At 62.1% G+C, this 16,861-nt stretch carries 22 protein-coding genes; 11 read left to right on the forward strand and 11 right to left on the reverse strand.

Annotated features, from left to right (window positions below; all coding sequences use genetic code 11):
* Positions 1 to 15 precede the first annotated feature (15 nt).
* Entirely contained in the window at positions 16 to 675 is a 660-nt protein-coding gene (locus BWR18_RS16180; protein WP_076629476.1) for a hypothetical protein, read from the forward strand.
* On the opposite strand, the gene BWR18_RS16185 is transcribed toward BWR18_RS16180, so the two are convergent.
* Positions 660 to 1,253, reverse strand: a complete 594-nt coding sequence (locus tag BWR18_RS16185; protein WP_076629478.1) for an exopolysaccharide biosynthesis protein — start codon at positions 1,251 to 1,253, stop codon at positions 660 to 662. The genes BWR18_RS16180 and BWR18_RS16185 overlap by 16 nt on opposite strands.
* On the reverse strand, positions 1,250 to 2,104 hold the full coding sequence (locus tag BWR18_RS16190) for an SDR family oxidoreductase (RefSeq protein WP_076629479.1): 855 nt from the start codon (positions 2,102 to 2,104) through the stop codon (positions 1,250 to 1,252). The genes BWR18_RS16185 and BWR18_RS16190 overlap by 4 nt, the downstream gene beginning before the upstream one ends.
* 75 nt (positions 2,105 to 2,179) lie before the next feature.
* On the opposite strand from BWR18_RS16190, the gene BWR18_RS16195 reads away from it, so the two are divergent.
* Complete coding sequence (locus BWR18_RS16195; protein ID WP_076629480.1) at positions 2,180 to 2,806, forward strand: class I SAM-dependent DNA methyltransferase; 627 nt, start codon at positions 2,180 to 2,182, stop codon at positions 2,804 to 2,806.
* A gap of 7 nt (positions 2,807 to 2,813) precedes the next feature.
* Here the strand turns inward: BWR18_RS16195 and BWR18_RS16200 are convergent, their stop codons facing one another.
* From BWR18_RS16200 to dapD, 3 genes are all read right to left on the reverse strand, one after another.
* Complete coding sequence (locus BWR18_RS16200) at positions 2,814 to 3,164, reverse strand: hypothetical protein (RefSeq protein WP_076629481.1); 351 nt, start codon at positions 3,162 to 3,164, stop codon at positions 2,814 to 2,816.
* 63 nt (positions 3,165 to 3,227) lie between these two features.
* A complete protein-coding gene (locus tag BWR18_RS16205; protein ID WP_076629482.1) occupies positions 3,228 to 3,479 on the reverse strand; it encodes a GlsB/YeaQ/YmgE family stress response membrane protein in 252 nt (83 codons plus the stop codon).
* 60 nt (positions 3,480 to 3,539) lie between these two features.
* Positions 3,540 to 4,367 carry a 2,3,4,5-tetrahydropyridine-2,6-dicarboxylate N-succinyltransferase gene (gene dapD / locus BWR18_RS16210; protein ID WP_076629483.1) on the reverse strand — a complete coding sequence of 276 codons (828 nt, stop codon included), beginning with the start codon at positions 4,365 to 4,367 and terminating at the stop codon, positions 3,540 to 3,542.
* Positions 4,368 to 4,485: 118 nt separating this feature from the next.
* Here dapD and BWR18_RS16215 point away from each other — a divergent pair, with 118 nt between their 5' ends.
* From BWR18_RS16215 to BWR18_RS16225, 3 genes are all read left to right on the forward strand, one after another.
* On the forward strand, positions 4,486 to 5,328 hold the full coding sequence (locus BWR18_RS16215) for a TIGR00730 family Rossman fold protein (protein ID WP_076629484.1): 843 nt from the start codon (positions 4,486 to 4,488) through the stop codon (positions 5,326 to 5,328).
* Positions 5,329 to 5,391: 63 nt separating this feature from the next.
* Complete coding sequence (locus BWR18_RS16220) at positions 5,392 to 5,745, forward strand: DUF883 family protein (RefSeq protein WP_076629485.1); 354 nt, start codon at positions 5,392 to 5,394, stop codon at positions 5,743 to 5,745.
* 122 nt (positions 5,746 to 5,867) lie between these two features.
* Positions 5,868 to 6,098: a hypothetical protein gene (locus BWR18_RS16225; RefSeq protein WP_172839397.1), complete on the forward strand. Its 231-nt coding sequence runs from the start codon at positions 5,868 to 5,870 to the stop codon at positions 6,096 to 6,098.
* 7 nt (positions 6,099 to 6,105) lie between these two features.
* Here BWR18_RS16225 and BWR18_RS16230 read toward each other — a convergent pair whose 3' ends face one another.
* The 5 genes from BWR18_RS16230 to BWR18_RS16250 form a co-directional block, all read right to left on the reverse strand.
* A complete protein-coding gene (locus BWR18_RS16230) occupies positions 6,106 to 6,318 on the reverse strand; it encodes a hypothetical protein (protein ID WP_076630370.1) in 213 nt (70 codons plus the stop codon).
* Between the two features lie 123 nt (positions 6,319 to 6,441).
* Entirely contained in the window at positions 6,442 to 6,843 is a 402-nt protein-coding gene (locus tag BWR18_RS16235) for a GNAT family N-acetyltransferase (protein ID WP_076629487.1), read from the reverse strand.
* Complete coding sequence (gene rlmN / locus BWR18_RS16240; RefSeq protein ID WP_076630371.1) at positions 6,840 to 8,015, reverse strand: 23S rRNA (adenine(2503)-C(2))-methyltransferase RlmN; 1,176 nt, start codon at positions 8,013 to 8,015, stop codon at positions 6,840 to 6,842. Before rlmN ends, BWR18_RS16235 begins: the two co-directional genes overlap by 4 nt.
* 159 nt (positions 8,016 to 8,174) lie before the next feature.
* Positions 8,175 to 8,744, reverse strand: coding sequence for a carboxymuconolactone decarboxylase family protein (locus tag BWR18_RS16245; RefSeq protein ID WP_076630372.1), 570 nt, complete (start codon positions 8,742 to 8,744; stop codon positions 8,175 to 8,177).
* 136 nt (positions 8,745 to 8,880) lie between these two features.
* Complete coding sequence (locus BWR18_RS16250; RefSeq protein ID WP_076629488.1) at positions 8,881 to 9,411, reverse strand: invasion associated locus B family protein; 531 nt, start codon at positions 9,409 to 9,411, stop codon at positions 8,881 to 8,883.
* A 176-nt stretch (positions 9,412 to 9,587) separates the two neighbouring features.
* On the opposite strand from BWR18_RS16250, the gene BWR18_RS16255 reads away from it, so the two are divergent.
* Positions 9,588 to 10,580, forward strand: a complete 993-nt coding sequence (locus BWR18_RS16255) for an asparaginase (RefSeq protein ID WP_076629489.1) — start codon at positions 9,588 to 9,590, stop codon at positions 10,578 to 10,580.
* 75 nt (positions 10,581 to 10,655) lie between these two features.
* On the opposite strand, the gene serB is transcribed toward BWR18_RS16255, so the two are convergent.
* The gene (serB, locus tag BWR18_RS16260) at positions 10,656 to 11,534 is read right to left on the reverse strand and encodes a phosphoserine phosphatase SerB (protein WP_076629490.1); all 879 of its coding nucleotides are present in this window, start codon (positions 11,532 to 11,534) and stop codon (positions 10,656 to 10,658) included.
* 160 nt (positions 11,535 to 11,694) lie between these two features.
* Between serB and BWR18_RS16265 the strand changes: the two genes are divergently transcribed.
* From BWR18_RS16265 to BWR18_RS16285, 5 genes are all read left to right on the forward strand, one after another.
* Positions 11,695 to 12,834: a phosphoserine transaminase gene (locus tag BWR18_RS16265; RefSeq protein ID WP_076629491.1), complete on the forward strand. Its 1,140-nt coding sequence runs from the start codon at positions 11,695 to 11,697 to the stop codon at positions 12,832 to 12,834.
* An 81-nt stretch (positions 12,835 to 12,915) separates the two neighbouring features.
* Complete coding sequence (serA, locus tag BWR18_RS16270) at positions 12,916 to 14,508, forward strand: phosphoglycerate dehydrogenase (protein WP_076629492.1); 1,593 nt, start codon at positions 12,916 to 12,918, stop codon at positions 14,506 to 14,508.
* Between the two features lie 83 nt (positions 14,509 to 14,591).
* Positions 14,592 to 15,326 carry a Stf0 family sulfotransferase gene (locus BWR18_RS16275; RefSeq protein WP_076629493.1) on the forward strand — a complete coding sequence of 245 codons (735 nt, stop codon included), beginning with the start codon at positions 14,592 to 14,594 and terminating at the stop codon, positions 15,324 to 15,326.
* A gap of 26 nt (positions 15,327 to 15,352) precedes the next feature.
* Positions 15,353 to 15,979 (forward strand): LysE family translocator, encoded by a 627-nt coding sequence (locus BWR18_RS16280; RefSeq protein WP_076629494.1) that lies wholly within the window; start codon positions 15,353 to 15,355, stop codon positions 15,977 to 15,979.
* A gap of 63 nt (positions 15,980 to 16,042) precedes the next feature.
* Complete coding sequence (locus BWR18_RS16285; RefSeq protein ID WP_076629495.1) at positions 16,043 to 16,771, forward strand: metallophosphoesterase family protein; 729 nt, start codon at positions 16,043 to 16,045, stop codon at positions 16,769 to 16,771.
* Positions 16,772 to 16,861 lie beyond the last annotated feature (90 nt).

Genomic DNA, 16,861 nt, shown 5'->3' on the forward strand with positions numbered 1-16,861 from the left:
CCAAAGGCCAAAACCATGGACATCCACAGCCGCCCCGTCCTGACCTACCGCTGGTTCGTGTTCCTTCTGGCAGCGGGTTATTGCCTTTACCAGATGATCGGCGGCCTATGGACCGGGCCGGGCGGGCCTTTCCGCTACCTGACGATTTGGGCGCTGTTCCTGTCCTTCTACGCTGCCAGCCGGATGCTCGCGCTCAGCGAACATCGGATCACGCGCAGGCACGAGGTTACGGCCATGTGCGCCGCTGTCCTGAACGTGATGGTCGTGTTCCTGTACTGGCGGCTTTACCTCACGGACCCGTCGCTGGTGAACGGGGGCAATCCGATCGTCTGGTGGCTGGAATACTACCTGCACGCGCTTGGCCCCGCACTGCAAATCATTGACGCGCTGTTTATCGGGGCCGTCTTCCGCCGGGTCTGGCGGGCCGCGCTGCCTTTGCTGGCCATTATCGGGGCGTACATCGCCTGGGCCGAACTCTTTGTGCAGCGGTTCAACAGCAAGCCGGTGGGGGATGTCACAAGCGGCCTGCCCTACCCCTTCCTCAACTCCATGGAATGGGCGGAGCGGGCGACGTTCTACGGCATCAACGTCGCAACGGCGCTCGGGCTGCTGGTGGTGTTCGGGATCACCGGCGCGCTGCTCAACCGGCTCTGGCCCCGTCAGGTCGCCGCCTGAACCACCGTCAGAACCACGCCCGCAATGCCAAAGGTCACGACATACCCCGCGATCAAAAAATACCCGTCCCGCGTCAGCAAGCCAAAGGACAGAAGCGCGACAGCCCCCGCACCAAAGGACGTCACGAAGGGCAAAAGCTCGAGAAACGGCCACGTCAGGGGAATCGCCATGCACATGAGCAGCGTGACCTGCCGCAACGGATTCAAGGCCAGAAACCGCAGCCTCGGATGGGAATGCCGGTCAAACCACGTGGCCGGGCGGCGCAGCCAAGACGTCGCCCTGTGTAATTTCGACCGGGCCAATCGCCGCCTGCTCAACACCCCAGGCAGCCACAAATGCTTGCGCCCGACCAGCGCCTGCCCCACCAGCAGCAGCAAAATGATCGCGGACAAGGTCGGCATCCCCGGAATACCGGACAAGGGTGACACCAGCAGGATCGACACAGCCAGGACCACCGGCATGATCGACCGCTCGCCAATCTCGTCCAAGATATCCTGAACGGATACGTCGTCACCCTCGCCCGCCTCGTTCAGCGCATCCAGCAGGTTATTGAGCGTGCGCTCATCATCAAGGGTCATTCCGGGTGCCGCAGCAACGCCGCAAGCCCTTCCTTGTAGCTGGGATAGATCAACTCCACCCCCAACGCGTCCTTGATCCGATTATTCCGCACCCGCTTGCTTTCGGCATAGAAACTGCGCGCCATCGGCGTCATCTCCGCCGTCTCGAAATCTTCGGCGGGCGGGATCGGCAGGCCCAGCAAATGCGCCGCGTGCTCGATCACGTCTTCCGGCGGGGCCGGGTCATTGTCACAGACGTTATAGGCCGTGCCGGGCGCAGGCCGCGCGATGGAGGCCGCCAACACCTGCGCAATATCCTCAACATGGATACGCGAAAACACCTGGTTCGGCTTGATGATGCGCCGCGCCGTGCCGGCACGCACCTTGGCAAAAGGGCCGCGTCCCGGCCCATAAATCCCCGCCAACCGAAAGATATGCAGCGGCAGGTCTGGGATCGCGGCCCAAGCGGCCTCGGCGTCCCTGCGCCACTGTCCGCGCCTGGTCGATGGAACAAGGGGTGTTTCCTCGTCCACCCAACCGCCCCCATGATCGCCATAAACGCCGGTGGTCGACAAATAGCCGACCCAGTCAAACCGCCCGGCACGCGCCCGGATCTGGTCACCAACCGCGCGCAGAACAGGATCGCCATCGGCATCGGGTCCGGCCGAAATCAGCACATGCGTCGCCGCGTCCATCGCGGCATCTACGTCATCGCCGGGAAAGATCAGCGGCTCCACACCCGTGGCCCGCAAAGCCTCGGCCTTGTCGGCGCTGCGCGTCGTGCCGATCACACGCCAGCCTTGCGGAATCAGCAGCGCCGACAACGCCTTGGCCGAATAGCCGTGGCCAAATGAAAGAAGTGTTTTGGTCATGGCCCATAGGTGGCGCGCCGGGCGTAAACGTACAAGCCCCTTGCCAAGCGCGGGGCGTCATCGCCTAATCCCCGCATGACCAAGGATCCCTCCCTCGACGCCGCCTACGCCCTCGAAACGCCGGACGATTCCAAACGGCTCTACGCGGCATGGGCGGGCACCTATGACAGCGATTTCGCCCGCAACAGTGACTATATCCTGCCCGAACAGGTGGCCCGGCATTTCGTGAACATCGGCGGGTTCGGCCCGGTGCTCGATGTGGGCGCTGGCACCGGCCTTTGCGGCGCTGCACTCCAAGCCCGCGGGATCGAGAATATCGACGGCACCGACATCTCCGCCGACATGCTTGAAGTGGCACGCGCCAAGGGCATCTACCGCGCCACCCGCGTTGAAAACATCCTGAATGGCCTAGCCACACCCGACGGCCCGTACCAAGGGGCGGTCAGCTCGGGCACTTTCACAAACGGACATGTGGGACCGGACGGGATCGCACCCCTTTTGGCAGCGGTCAGGTCCGCCGGTCGGATCGTGATTTCGGTGAACGCCCAACACTACGCCACATCAGGATTTGATGCAGAATTGACCCGGTTAGAGACTGCTATCGACGATCTGACAACCACCGAAGTTGCAATCTATGGCCCCGCCGCGACCGGCGATCATGCCCGGGACACCGCCCTGCTTATCGCCTTTCGCAAGGCGTAAGCAGACCCTAATCCTTGTCGAAAAACGGCGTGACCTGCGCCACGATCACCGCGTTCTCGTCCAGCGCACGCTGCATCAACGCGCGCTCCTCGCCTTCGATCTCGTGCCCCTCGGCCAACCGCTCATCCAGCGTGCCATAGCCGGTCACGTCCAGCGGCGCAGTGTCTGCTTGTTTCAGCAGGGCCACCGTCTCGCGCACCGCCTCGGCCTCGTCCACACCGCTGGCAAAACACATCAACGCAGCCCCCGTCGCCCCATCTGGCAATCCATCGCCAGCCTTGCGCCCGATCTGGACCATCAGGGTAAACACCTGTTGCCGCGACGCGGGCTTCGATTTGGACTTCTTGGTGTCAGACATGAAAAAGGGCCGCCGCAGTTGAATTGCAACAGCCCTATCCCAATTGACTTGGCGGCGAAAGCGTCAGGCGCTGCGCACGGCACGGCCCAGCGTGATCAGAATACAGGCCCCGACAATACCAGCGACCAACTGTCCAATCCATCCACCGAGTGTCGCGCCGAAAACAAAGGTCAAAATCGCGTTGAACACCACCGCACCCAGAATACCCAACAGGATATTCAACAGCAGCGAATGATCCGTCTTCATGATCTTTTCAGCAATCCAACCGGCCAAAGCGCCAACGATGATCGCCGCAAACCAACCCAGTCCAGTCATAGCTCATCTCCAATGTGCCAACATGCAGGGACAACATATGACCTGAACGCTTGGTTCCAATCAGTCGCGGAGCAGCTCGTTGATCGACGTCTTGGACCGGGTGCGCTCGTCCACGCGCTTCACGATGACGGCGCAATAGAGGTTCACACCGTTCTTCGACGGCATCGATCCGGCGACAACGACGGACCCGCTGGGCACCTCGCCATACATGATCTCACCCGTCTCGCGGTCCACAATCTTGGTCGACTGGCCGATGAACACGCCCATTCCGAGAACCGAGCCTTCGCGCACGATGCAGCCCTCGACCACCTCGGACCGCGCGCCGATAAAGCAATTGTCTTCGATAATGGTCGGACCGGCCTGCATCGGCTCCAGCACACCGCCGATGCCCACACCGCCCGACAGGTGTACGTTCTTGCCGATCTGCGCACAGGATCCAACAGTGGCCCATGTATCGACCATGGTCCCCTCATCCACGTAGGCGCCGAGGTTCACAAAGGATGGCATCAGAACAACACCCGGCGCGATGAACGCCGACTTACGCACGACGCAGTTCGGCACGGCACGAAAGCCCGCCGTCTTCCACTGATTGTCGCCCCAGCCCTTGAACTTGCTGTCGACCTTGTCCCACCAGCCGCCGCCCTGCGGGCCGCCATCCTGCTGTTCCATGTCCTTGATGCGGAACCCCAGCAGCACAGCCTTTTTTGCCCACTGGTTTACATGCCAGTCGCCGCTGTCCTGCCGCTCGGCCACGCGCAGGCTACCGCTGTCCAGGGCATTCAGCGTGTCTTCGATCGCCTCGCGCGTCTCGCCCGTGGTCGCGGGGGTGATGGTGTCCCGAGCCTCCCACGCGGCTTCGATGGCAGTTTCAAGCTGTGCGTTGGACATCGGTCTCTCCCCTCATTGATCGCGGCGCTTAGACAACAATCGGCGGGGCCTTGCAATCATATCTGGGCAATGCCCGCCCAGCGCGCTAGGCCTGTAGGGTCCGACAGGAGAGTTTGTTATGAAAGACGATCACCGCAGCCCGTTCCGCGATGCCTATACCGACCGCAAAGCGGCCGAGGGCCTGCCCGACACCCCGCAAACGCGGTCACCGGCCTACGGTCTCGCCTTTGCAGACGACGAATTCCTGTGCCGCGAAGAACTGCGCCCCGTGCGTCTGCAGCTCGAATTGCTCAAGCCCGAGATGATGATGAATGTACAGGGCATCGAAAGTACGATTGTCCTCTTCGGCGGCGCCCGCATCCCCGACCCGGAAAACAAGGGCGAGGCACGCACCCAAACCCTGGCTGACCTGTCGTCCTTCTACGACGAAGCGCGCGAGTTCTCGCGTCTCATGACGCTCAGGTCGATGGAAACGGGCGGCACCGAGAATGTGATCGTCACCGGCGGCGGCCCCGGCGTGATGGAGGCGGGCAACCGCGGCGCCGTCGATGCCGGGGGGCACTCCATCGGGCTCAACATCGTGCTGCCGTTCGAACAGGCCCCCAACGCCTATGTCACACCCGACCTGTGCTTCAACTTCCACTACTTTGCGATCCGCAAGATGCATTTCCTCATGCGCGCCCGGGCCATCTGCGTTTTCCCTGGCGGCTTCGGCACATTGGACGAACTGTTCGAATCGCTGACCCTGATCCAGACGGGCCGGATGGAACGCGTACCCTTCCTGCTGTTCGGCAAGGCGTTCTGGGAAAAGATCATCAACTGGGACGCGCTGTCAGACGCCGGCACAATCTCGGCCGACGATCTGGACCTGTTCCGCTTCGTCGACAGCGCGCAGGAAGCCATTGAGGTGATCAACACCTGGGGCCCCACGGGCAAACGCGGCGAGGTGCCGGGCAGATAATTTCGGAACCCATAGGCGCCTCACCCGTTGTCCAGTTGAATACGCACCGAAACGGAGGGTGCCATGGCACAGGTCAAGAACGGCAAGACTGACACGTCCGACGTGACAGCACAGATTGAAGTCATCAAATCCGACATCGCAGCGCTGACCGCCCTGATGGGTGATATGGCCTCGCAAAGGGCAGAAGGCGCCAAGGCGAACGCCGCAGGGATGGCGGACAAGGTCAAACAAACCGCCGCAGATCAGGCCACATTGGCCCAATTACGCGCGCAGGAAATGGGCGCATCGGCGCGCACTGCCGCCGAAGATGGATATGCCAAAACCGAAGAGGCCATTCGCCAACAACCCGCCATGGCTGTGGGGATCGCAGCAAGCGTCGGCTTCCTGATTGGCCTGCTGGCCACACGCCGCGCGTAATGCTGGCGCAGATCAAACATAACGTTGCTCGGACCGCCCAGCGCGCAGCGCTCGGGGGTTTGAGCGGCGTATGCTTTTTGGCCGGGGTCGGCTTTCTGACCGCGGCACTGTTTCTATATCTTTTGACACAAACCGATCCGATCACGGCCTGCCTTATCATTGGCGGCGGCTTTTCCGGTCTTGGTCTGGTCTTTGTGGGCCTGTCACGACCGGGCAAATCCCATACGGTCGCGGCGACAAACACTGCACAAACTGCCCCACCTGCATCGGCCATGACGCCCGTAATGCTGGCCTTTCTCGATGGGCTCCAACAAGGCATGGCCGCCCGTCAGGCCACCAAACCCAGCAGATAGCGCCTCTTCAGGCCGATAGCTTGGCGGGCAGAACGCATACAGCCACCCGGTGCGGCAGCGTCTCGACAACGTCGCCCCGTGTCGTTTCGCGGATCGAATAGCCATAACCGGCCAAACGATGTTTCCACTCGCGACGCGACAGCGCATGGCTGCGTTCCCGGTTCACCAGATCCAAAACCTGTGCTTCGATAAATGGATCATTTCCAAAAAACACGGACATATTCATCACTCCATTTCCTTTTCCCTGAGCGTGTAATGCCCGCGCACCAAGGCGCCATTGGTGCGCAAACGAGAAAAGATTGTGACGATTTCGCGAACAATACCCGCTGGGCGGGAACGAACCCTAAGTGCGGCGCATCCACATCGTCCGACCCGGCTCGACGGGCGCAAAACCGTATTGGGTGTACAACCCATGCGCGTCGCGGGTCGACAGCATCCAGCCAGACACCTCTTTCAGCTTCGGATGCGCAAACAAAGCATCCATAAGCACGCGCGCCAGTCCACGCCCGCGATGCGACTCAAAAACGATCAGATCAAAGATATAGGCGTAAAACACCGTATCGGTGGTCGCCCGCGCCACTGCGACCTGCTGTCCGTCCTCGAACACGCCGACCACGGCGGAGCCGGCAAATGCGAGGCGAATGTCCGCATCGCTACGCCCTTGCCCCCAATAGCTGTCCTGAATGGCCGATACGATCCGGTCAAAGTCAAAGCACCGCACGTCCGTCATGACCTCAAAGGTCACTGCAGGCCCGCCTCCGCCGCAATCTCCTTGCGGCTCTTCCGCGCGCGTTCGGTCGCCGACTTCAACTGGCCACAGGCGGCCAGAATGTCCTCACCCCGCGGCGTGCGGATCGGGCTGGCATAACCGGCCTGATAGATAATGTTGGCAAAGGCGCGAATGCGATTGTTCGACGACCGCTTGTAGGGCGCACCGGGCCATTCGTTGAAGGGGATCAAGTTCACCTTGGCCGGAATGCCCTCCAGCAGCGCCACCAACCGATGCGCATCGGCATCGGTATCGTTTACACCGTCCAGCATCACGTATTCAAACGTGATCCGCTCCGAATTCCGCCCCCGCGGATAGGCTTTCAACGCCTCCAGAAGCGCTTCAATGTTCCACCGCTTGTTGATAGGCACCAGCTTATTGCGCACCTCATCCGTGGTGGCATGGAAGGACACGGCCAACTGACACCCAATCTCATTCGCTGTCCGCTCAATCTCTGGCACAACGCCCGAGGTGCTCAAGGTGATCCGCCGACGGCTGAGCTGAATGCCCTCCTCGTCCATGCAGATCTTCATCGCATCGCGCACGTTCTCGAAATTATAAAGCGGCTCGCCCATCCCCATCAGCACGATATTCGACAAAAGCCGCGTCTCATCCTTCGGCGCACCGGGCACCGGCCACTCCTCCAGATCATCGCGGGCCATCATCACCTGCCCGACAATCTCCGCCGCCGTCAGGTTGCGCACCAGCTTCTGGGTGCCGGTGTGGCAAAACGAACAGGTCAGCGTGCAGCCTACCTGGCTCGAGACACACAGCGTCCCCCGATCCTCTTCGGGGATGTAGACAACCTCGACCTCATGCCCGCCCGCGATGCGGACCAGCCACTTACGGGTGCCATCCACACTCACCTGCTTCGACACGACCTCCGGGATTTCGATCACGAACGTCTCGGCCAGCTCGGCACGATAGACTTTCGACAGGTTCGTCATGACCTCAAAGTCACGCACCCCCCACTGGTAAATCCACTGCCAGATCTGCCCCACGCGCATCTTGGCCTGCTTCTCCGGCGTGCCATGGGCAATCAGCACGTCGCGCAATTGCGGACGGGTCAACCCGACAAGGTTCACGGGCCCCTCCGGCAGCTTTCGGGTAATCGTCAAAACATCCTGCGTGATCGGCGCATCAGCCATCGGTCTATCCATCCATGGGGTGATGCGCCCCTATATAGGAAAAGCTGCAGCAATCAAAAGGATTCGCCCGAACAGAAAAAGGGCAGCGGTATGATACCACTGCCCTTTCTTCTGGCTAAAAATACTTCGGGGTCTGGGGCAGCGCCCCAGTCCAGCCCATCACTCAGCAGCAACGCCCGATTTCGGCTCCCATGCAAACGGGGCAAAGGCCGCGTCGGTCGGCGTTTCGAACAGCGCATTGGTAAAGTTCGACATCACCTTCTGCGCATAAATCAAAACAGTATCCAAAATTGCACGCTCGCCATATCCCGCCGCTTCAAACGCGGCGATGGCGTCGGCGCCTGGACGCCCATGGGTATCACGCATGGCCAGGGTGAAGGTGCGAAGCGCCTCCAGCTTTGCAGGCAGGGGCGTCTCATCCCGCAGCGCATTGACGATACCGTCGTCAATCTTCTCCATCTTCGCGATGCCCGTGTGGGCAGGGACACAGTAGTGGCACGCGTTGGCGACGTTGATGGTCATCCAGACCACCGTGCGCTCTTCGGGGGTAAAGGCGGTGCCGCTGATGGCAAGCCGGTGCAGGTGTTGATAGCCTTCCAGCAGGCCGGGGCTCTCCGCCATCACGCCATGCAGGCTGGGCAACCGGCCAAAGGCCTTGATCGAGTTTTCCAAAAGCGGTTTTGACGCGTCAGGGGCGGTGTCGAGCGTGTGAACTGTCGTGGTGACCATGATGATCTCCTTTTCGGTGTGTGACGCCACTTCACCTAATAAGGAACCATAGAGTTCCAAACTGCCCGAATACACAAAAGGGCCGTGCACCGCTGCACAGCCCCTCTCACCCTCGTGATTTGCCTTGACGGCAGCGTTACCCGCCGCAGCGCGCCTCGGCATCCTCGACCGCCGCCGTAAAGCCAAGTAGCGAGAACGTATCCTTCGTCGTCGTCCCACGGCTCGAAATGCCGGTCACAACGGCGTCGGCGCCACGCTTCATGGCGGTGACGATCTTGGCGTCATCCGCCGGTGTCGCTGGCCAGGCCCATTCGCCCTCGGTGAACAACTCAAACTCGTTGCCGCCGATGTTGACGTTGACCGTCGATCCCGACCGGAACGGATAGCCGCCAGTAAAGGCCACCTGCCCCTTGGCATCCGCACTCGGGCGGTAAAACACCATCAGCAAGATCTGGCCACGGGTCGCCGCCACAACGCGGCCCTCGCGGGTGTTGACCACTTCCTTGGGCGTCGCAACACCCCAGCACTCGGTCGGATTATCCTCGACAAACACGCTCCAGTCCGTCTTGGCCGCCACTCGGTTCGTGCTTTGCTCCTGCGCAATGCCGACCCCTGCCATAAGCGAAAGTGCGCCGACCAGCCCAATCATTGTCTTCGTAAATGCCATAGCCACAGCCTCCAAGCTGTTCGAAACCTCAATACCTGAACCGTCCCCGGGTGCGCCATTTTCAGCGCATTCTCTTGCAAGAGCGGTCTTTCTTCTCGACAAGTGGCACATTAGCGCGAAAGGCGCGACGCAGGAAAGATGAATTGGCAGGAAATCGCCAAGTTGTGAGGCAAAAGATGACACATCCGGCACATGGCGCCGCAACCCTGGCCGAAATCTGGCGCGGCCCCTTCCTTGAAAGCGCACATCAGGGTCACGCAGTGGTCTGCGACGACACAGGCCAGATCGTCGAAGCCTGGGGTACGCCCGACACCCTGGTCCTGCCCCGCTCCTCCTCAAAAATGATCCAGGCCCTCCCCTTGATCGAAAGTGGCGCCGCCCACGCGCACAACCTCACACCCGAACATCTGGCCCTCGCCTGCGCCTCGCACCAGGGTGCGCCCATCCATATCGACAAGGTCGGCGCATGGCTCAATGCCATCGGCAAGGGCGATGACGACTTCAGATGCGGCCCTCAGGAATCGCGGGACCCAGACCTGCGCGATGCCATGATCCGCGCAAACGAAACACCCTGCCGGATCCACAACAACTGCTCCGGCAAACACACAGGCTTCCTCACACTGGCCAAACACCTTGGCGCGGGGCCCGACTACGTCGATCCCGACCACCCGGTGCAACGCGCCTGCCTTGACGCATTTGAACGGACCACGAATGAAACCTCCCCCGGGTTCGGCATCGACGGCTGCTCGGCCCCGAACTTCGCCTGCACGCTAAACGGCATGGCCCGCGCCATGGCCCATTTCGCAAGCGCAGACGCCGACAGCGCCGAAGGGCACCTGCGTCACGCCATGGCCGCCCACCCCGATCTCGTCGCAGGCGAGGGGCGCGCCTGCACAAGGCTCATGCGCGCCGGCGGCGGCAAGATCGCACTGAAAACAGGGGCCGAAGGGTTCTTTATCGCCATCCTGCCCGAACAGCGCATGGGCGTGGCTCTCAAAATCACCGACGGCGCCACCCGCGCGGCAGAATGTGCCATCGCGCAAATCCTCGTCCGGCTCGGCGCACTCGACCCCAACCACCCCGAAGCACTGGCCTACACCGCAAGCCCGATCAAAAACTGGGACGGGCTCGAAACGGGCCACATGCGCGCTGCTCCCGCACTGCTGTAACAGAGCAAGCGCAACCCGTTTCTTCTGACCAAAAATACCACGGGGGAGGCGCACAGCGCCGGGGGCAGAGCCCCCTTATGCGCTCACAAACTCAGACCGCGCATAGCCCTGCAGATACAAGAGCGCCGTCAAATCCCCAAAATTCACCCGCACATCACATTGCGCGGCAACGGCAGGCTTGGCGTGCAAGGCCACGCCCATCCCGGCGCGGTCCAACATACCCAGATCATTGGCCCCATCGCCCACAGCCAGCACGTCGGCCTCGGTAATTCCAAGCCGAGCGGTAATTTCTTCAAGCGCATCCACCTTGGCCTGCTGCCCCAGGATCGGCACGCCCACGTCGCCTGTCAGCACCCCATCCTCAGCCAACAGGGTGTTCGCCCGATTCTCATCGAACCCCAGATGCGCGGCCACAGCGGACGTAAACGCGGTGAAACCACCAGACACCAGCGCAGCATAGGCCCCATGTGCCTTCATCGTCGCGAGCACGGTGGACCCGCCCGGCATCATGGTGATCCGCGTGGCCAGCACATCGCCGATGACACTTTCTGGCAAATCCTTCAAAAGCCCAACGCGCTCACGAATGGCGGCCTCGAAATCCAGCTCGCCGTTCATGGCCCGCGCGGTAATGTCCTTCACCCGGTCACCGACGCCCGCGACATCAGCCAGCTCATCAATGCACTCCTGCTGGATCATGGTGCTGTCCATGTCGGCCAGAAGCATCTTCTTACGACGGCCCGCCATGGGCAGAATCACCAGATCCACACCCAGCTTCTGCACATCCGCCCAAACTTCCCAACGGTTGTCAGGCACAGTCTCCAAAGAAAACGCCGCCGCTTCATCCACGGCCAACCACTGCACATCCCCGCCACCCCACGCATTGCGCAGATTGTCGATCAGCGCAGGTTCCAGCGACGGATTGGCAGGGTCAGTTAACAAGGTACAAACAAACATGGATATCCGTTTCCGATACGCGACGCAGATGTCGCAAATAAATGGTCAAGCGGCGCTATAGCCCCGGATTCCCGGTTGCACCACCCCGCAGACCCCCATAAACGCGGCGGTGGGACACCCTTCCCCAACGAAGGGCGCATATCTGTAAGGATAACATCAGATGGCTACTACTGCTCCGGTCACGCGGCCGGCAAACCCGCGTTTTTCCTCTGGCCCCTGCGCCAAACCCCCCACTCATGCACTCACCGCACTCGCCGACGCGCCCCTTGGCCGCTCGCACCGCGCCGCCGAGGGCAAAGCCAAGCTCAAGCAAGCAATCGAAGAGACGCGGCAAATCCTCGGCGTCCCCGCGGACTACAAGATTGGCATCGTCCCCGCCTCCGACACCGGCGCCTATGAGATGGCGATGTGGTCGCTGCTGGGCGAACGCCACGCCGAGATGGTCGCTTGGGAATCCTTCGGCACGGGCTGGGTCACCGACGTGGCCAAGCAGCTGAAAATCGAACACACCGTTCACACCGCCGACTACGGGCATATCGTGGACATGTCTGCCCTGAACTACGACCATGACGTCTGCTTCACCTGGAACGGCACGACCTCCGGCGTGCGGATGCCGAACGGCGACGCGATCCCGGCGGACCGCGCTGGCCTCACACTCTGCGACGCCACCTCCGCCGCCTTCGCCATGGACCTGCCCTGGGACAAGCTCGATGTGACGACATTCAGCTGGCAAAAGGTGCTGGGCGGCGAAGCAGCCCACGGCATGCTGATCCTCAGCCCCCGCGCCGTGGAACGGCTGGAAAGCTACACGCCCCCATGGCCGCTCCCCAAAATCTTCCGCCTGACCAAGGGCGGCAAGCTGATCGACGGCATCTTCGAAGGGGCAACCATCAACACGCCCTCCATGCTCGCGGTCGAGGATTACCTGTTCTCGCTTGCATGGGCACGCGAAGTGGGCGGCCTGCAAGGGCTGATCGCCCGCGCCGACGCCAACGCCCAAGCGGTGTTCGACTTCTGCGACCAGCACGACTGGATCGACAACCTCGCCGTTGAGCCGGCCACACGGTCCACGACGTCCGTCTGCCTCAAGTTCACCGACGACCGCATCACTGACGGCGCCGCCTTTGCCAAGGCCATCGCCAAACGGCTGGCGGACGAAAACGTCGCCCTCGACATCGGCGCCTACCGCGACGCCCCTCCGGGCCTGCGCATCTGGTGCGGCGGGACAGTGGAAACGGCAGACATCCAAGCGATGCTGCCCTGGCTCGCCCACGCGTTCGAGACCGCAATCAACGCATGATCGGTGCGCCGTAAAGGCACACCCTACCCCAACCCGTAGGGAGCGCATTCACTGCGCACCACCCGCCCAAGGACACCAAGAATGCCCAAAGTACTCATCTCCGACAAACTCTCCGACGCCGCCGTTCAGATCTTCCGCGACCGCGGGATCGAGGTCGACTTCGAGCCCGACCTCGGCAAGGACAAGGACAAGCTGGCAGAAGTCATCGGCCAATATGACGGCCTCGCCATCCGCTCCGCGACCAAGGTGACACCGACGATCCTGAAACACGCCGACAATCTCAAGGTCATCGGCCGCGCCGGCATCGGCACCGACAATATCGACAAGGACGCGGCCAGCAAAAAGGGCGTGATCGTCATGAACACGCCCTTCGGCAACATGATCACGACCGCCGAACACGCCATCGCCATGATGTTCGCCGTCGCCCGCCAAATCCCCGAAGCCAGTTCTTCCACCCACGCAGGCAAATGGGAAAAATCCAAGTTCATGGGCACGGAACTGACGGGCAAAACGCTCGGCGTCATCGGCGCAGGCAACATCGGCGGCATTGTCTGCGACCGCGCCCGCGGCCTGAAAATGAAGGTCCTCGCCTACGATCCCTTCCTGGGCGAGGAAAAAGCCGACAAGATGGGCGTCGAAAAGGTCGAACTGGACGACCTGATCAAACGCGCCGACTTCATCACCCTGCACGTGCCCAAGACCGAGCAGACGGCCAACATGATCACCGCCGAACGCATCGCAATGATGAAACCCGGCGTGCGGATCATCAACTGCGCCCGCGGCGGCCTCGTGGACGAAGACGCGTTGGCCGAAGCGCTCAAATCCGGCCACGTCGCAGGCGCAGCTTTCGATGTCTTCGCCGAAGAACCCGCCAAGGAAAACGCGCTCTTCAACCTGCCCAACGTCGTCGTCACACCCCACCTCGGTGCCGCCACAACCGAAGCGCAGGAAAACGTCGCCCTGCAAGTGGCTGAGCAGATGGCCAACTACCTGCTCACAGGGGCCGTCGAAAACGCACTGAACATGCCGTCTGTCACGGCGGAGGAGGCGAAGGTCATGGGCCCGTGGGTCAAACTCGCCGGTCACCTGGGCAGCTTCATCGGCCAGATGACGGACGAGCCGATCAAGGCGATCAACATCCTCTATGACGGGGTCGTGTCGGACATGAACCTCGACGCGCTCAACTGCGGCGTGGTCGCGGGCATCATGAAGCGCGCCAATCCGGACGTGAACATGGTTTCCGCCCCTGTCATCGCGAAAGAACGCGGCATCCAGATCTCGACCACGAACCAGGACCAGTCCGGCGCTTTCGAAGGGTACATCAAAGTCACCGTCGTCACCGACAAACGCGAACGCTCCGTCGCGGGCACGGTGTTCAGCGACGGCAAACCGCGCTTCATCCAGATCAAGGGCATCAACATCGACGCCGAGATCGGGGCCAACATGCTCTACACCACGAACGAGGATGTGCCCGGCATCATCGGCCTGTTGGGCAACACGATGGGCAAGAACGGCGTGAACATCGCGAACTTTACGCTGGGCCGGGCCGAAGTGGGCGGCGAAGCTATCGCGCTTCTCTATGTGGACGACCCGATCCCGGCGGATGTGCTGAACACGCTCGAAGGCACCGGGCAGTTCACCCAGGTCAAACCGCTGGAATTCGACGTCGCCTAAAGGGACGAGGGCGGAGGACACCTCCGCCTTACGATTGTCACCGAACTGACCTAAACGCATGGGCGACCAATAACGGAACGCCCATGCCACCTCCCACAGCCTATATGCTATGTACCAGCCCGCGGAGCGGCAGCACACTCATGTGCGCGATGCTGCGGGACAGCGGCGTGGCAGGGCATCCAAAATCCTATTTCCACAAACCGTCACTGGCCGACTGGCGCGCGGGTCTCGACCTCGCCCCGGACACATCGCGCGCGGACATCTTCACCGAAGCCACCCGCAAGGGACGCGGCGGCACAGACATCTTCGGCTTGCGCCTGCAACGCCACAGCGCTCCGTTCTTCTTCGGCCAATTGCGCGATTTGCACCCCGATGCAGCCACGGATGCCGACGCAATCACCGCCCAATTCGGTCCCACACACTACATCTATTTGCACCGCGCCGACAAAGTGGCCCAAGCCGTTTCCCTCGTTCGGGCCAGGCAATCTGGCCTCTGGCACCGCAACGCCGATGGATCCGAACTGGAACGCACCGCCCCAGCGCAAGACCCGCACTACGACCCCGTGGCCATCGCGCAAGAGGTCGCAACTCTCCAAATCTACGACGCCGAATGGGAAACGTGGTTCACGTCCCAGAACCTCACGCCCCTGCGGCTCGACTACGACAACCTGTCTGCGGACCCGTCCAGCACATTGGCGCAAACCCTGTCCTATCTCGGCCTGCCACCGGGCGCCCCACCGCGCCCGGCTGTGGCAAAACTGTCCGACGACATCAGCGCCACATGGATCGCCCGGTTCAAAGCCGACACGCTTGCATGACGCCGCCCAGCGTCTAAAGTGTGCAAATGCCCGGTTTAGACACACTTCTCGCCTTCATCATCGCCACCGCGATCTTTGCCTATATCCCCGGCCCCGGCATGTTCTATGCCACCGCGCAAACGCTGGCGCGGGGCGTGCGCGGCGGGCTGATGGCAGCGCTTGGACTGCATATCGGCGGCTATGTCCACGTGTTTGCCGCTGCCTTCGGCCTCGCGCTCCTGTTCGAACTGGTCCCGCCGCTTTACGTGGCCCTCAAACTGATCGGCGCCGCCTATCTGATCTGGCTGGGCATTCAGATGGTCCGCACCCGCAACGCCCGTATCAACGCCACACCCCAAGGCAGCCGCGACCCCGTCCTCGCCTTTCGGCAAAGCATGCTGGTCGAGGTGCTGAATCCGAAAACGGCGCTGTTCTTCGTGGCCTTCCTGCCGCAATTCTCGGATCCCACCGCAGCCTTCCCCGTCTGGGCGCAGCTCCTGATCCTCGGCACGGTGGTCAACATCCTGTTTTCAAGTGCCGACTTCATGTGCGTGGCACTCGCCCACCGCATGTCGCGCCTGCTGGCCCGTACGGGTCAGGTAACGGCTCGCGCCAAAGCGCTGGGCGGCTCAATCCTCGTCGGGTTGGGCGTGACCGTCGCCCTCGACCGCTAAGGTTCACAGCACGGCAAAATCATCGTAAGGCGGACGTGTCGTCCGCCCTGTCCGAAGGCCCCCATGCAAAATCCCATCTACGCCATCGGCGACATCCACGGGCAAAAGGCCCGGCTTGACCACGCTCTGTCCCTGATCGAAGCCGACGGTGGGCCCGACACGCATATCGTCTTTCTGGGCGACTACACCGACCGGGGCCCCGACAGCCGCGCCGTGCTTGACACCCTGGTCGACGGGCGGGACGCGGGCCGCAACTGGACATTCCTCAAGGGCAATCACGACCGCATGTTCGAATGGTTCATGGCCGACCCGATCCGGCACGACCCGCACATGATGGTGGAACTGTACTGGCTTCATGAGCGGCTCGGTGGCAACACGACGCTCGCGTCCTACGGCGTCGATGCCAGCGGCCAGCGCCGTGAACAGGACGTGCAGGCCGACGCCCGCGCGGCGGTGCCCACGTCCCACCTCCGCTTCCTGCGCGACCTGCGTCTGATGCACGTCACAGGCGATCTGATGTTCGTCCACGCAGGCATCCGCCCCGGCATCCCGATCAAGGACCAGCGGGAAGAAGACCTGCTCTGGATCCGGAACGAGTTCCACGACCACACCGGCCCGCACCCCAAGCTGATCGTGCATGGACACACGCCCGTCAGGGCCGCCACGCATTACGGCAACCGCGTCAACCTCGACACCGCCGCAGGCTATGATCATCTGCTGACGGCAGCGGTGTTCGACGGGGGCAAGGCTTGGACCCTCACCAACCAGGGCCGCCACCCCCTCGAACCGTAAGGCGGGGTTTCACCCCACCAAACCCAAAGCGCTCTGTCATCGCGGTAGGGCGGGCTTCAGCCAGCTACCCCCCAAAATGCGCAATTCCAC

Origin of the sequence: Tateyamaria omphalii, from assembly GCF_001969365.1 — a bacterium.
In the GTDB taxonomy this organism is placed as follows: domain Bacteria; phylum Pseudomonadota; class Alphaproteobacteria; order Rhodobacterales; family Rhodobacteraceae; genus Tateyamaria; species Tateyamaria omphalii_A.

What these genes read in the sequence shown, in the direction of transcription:
- BWR18_RS16180 (WP_076629476.1), top strand. Translation starts at nt 16, where the DNA reads ATGGACATCCACAGCCGCCCCGTCCTGACCTACCGCTGGTTCGTGTTC.
- BWR18_RS16185 (WP_076629478.1), bottom strand. Translation starts at nt 1,253, where the DNA reads ATGACCCTTGATGATGAGCGCACGCTCAATAACCTGCTGGATGCGCTG.
- BWR18_RS16190 (WP_076629479.1), bottom strand. Translation starts at nt 2,104, where the DNA reads ATGACCAAAACACTTCTTTCATTTGGCCACGGCTATTCGGCCAAGGCG.
- BWR18_RS16195 (WP_076629480.1), top strand. Translation starts at nt 2,180, where the DNA reads ATGACCAAGGATCCCTCCCTCGACGCCGCCTACGCCCTCGAAACGCCG.
- BWR18_RS16200 (WP_076629481.1), bottom strand. Translation starts at nt 3,164, where the DNA reads ATGTCTGACACCAAGAAGTCCAAATCGAAGCCCGCGTCGCGGCAACAG.
- BWR18_RS16205 (WP_076629482.1), bottom strand. Translation starts at nt 3,479, where the DNA reads ATGACTGGACTGGGTTGGTTTGCGGCGATCATCGTTGGCGCTTTGGCC.
- dapD (WP_076629483.1), bottom strand. Translation starts at nt 4,367, where the DNA reads ATGTCCAACGCACAGCTTGAAACTGCCATCGAAGCCGCGTGGGAGGCT.
- BWR18_RS16215 (WP_076629484.1), top strand. Translation starts at nt 4,486, where the DNA reads ATGAAAGACGATCACCGCAGCCCGTTCCGCGATGCCTATACCGACCGC.
- BWR18_RS16220 (WP_076629485.1), top strand. Translation starts at nt 5,392, where the DNA reads ATGGCACAGGTCAAGAACGGCAAGACTGACACGTCCGACGTGACAGCA.
- BWR18_RS16230 (WP_076630370.1), bottom strand. Translation starts at nt 6,318, where the DNA reads ATGTCCGTGTTTTTTGGAAATGATCCATTTATCGAAGCACAGGTTTTG.
- rlmN (WP_076630371.1), bottom strand. Translation starts at nt 8,015, where the DNA reads ATGGCTGATGCGCCGATCACGCAGGATGTTTTGACGATTACCCGAAAG.
- BWR18_RS16245 (WP_076630372.1), bottom strand. Translation starts at nt 8,744, where the DNA reads ATGGTCACCACGACAGTTCACACGCTCGACACCGCCCCTGACGCGTCA.
- BWR18_RS16250 (WP_076629488.1), bottom strand. Translation starts at nt 9,411, where the DNA reads ATGGCATTTACGAAGACAATGATTGGGCTGGTCGGCGCACTTTCGCTT.
- BWR18_RS16255 (WP_076629489.1), top strand. Translation starts at nt 9,588, where the DNA reads ATGACACATCCGGCACATGGCGCCGCAACCCTGGCCGAAATCTGGCGC.
- serB (WP_076629490.1), bottom strand. Translation starts at nt 11,534, where the DNA reads ATGTTTGTTTGTACCTTGTTAACTGACCCTGCCAATCCGTCGCTGGAA.
- BWR18_RS16265 (WP_076629491.1), top strand. Translation starts at nt 11,695, where the DNA reads ATGGCTACTACTGCTCCGGTCACGCGGCCGGCAAACCCGCGTTTTTCC.
- serA (WP_076629492.1), top strand. Translation starts at nt 12,916, where the DNA reads ATGCCCAAAGTACTCATCTCCGACAAACTCTCCGACGCCGCCGTTCAG.
- BWR18_RS16275 (WP_076629493.1), top strand. Translation starts at nt 14,592, where the DNA reads ATGCCACCTCCCACAGCCTATATGCTATGTACCAGCCCGCGGAGCGGC.
- BWR18_RS16280 (WP_076629494.1), top strand. Translation starts at nt 15,353, where the DNA reads ATGCCCGGTTTAGACACACTTCTCGCCTTCATCATCGCCACCGCGATC.
- BWR18_RS16285 (WP_076629495.1), top strand. Translation starts at nt 16,043, where the DNA reads ATGCAAAATCCCATCTACGCCATCGGCGACATCCACGGGCAAAAGGCC.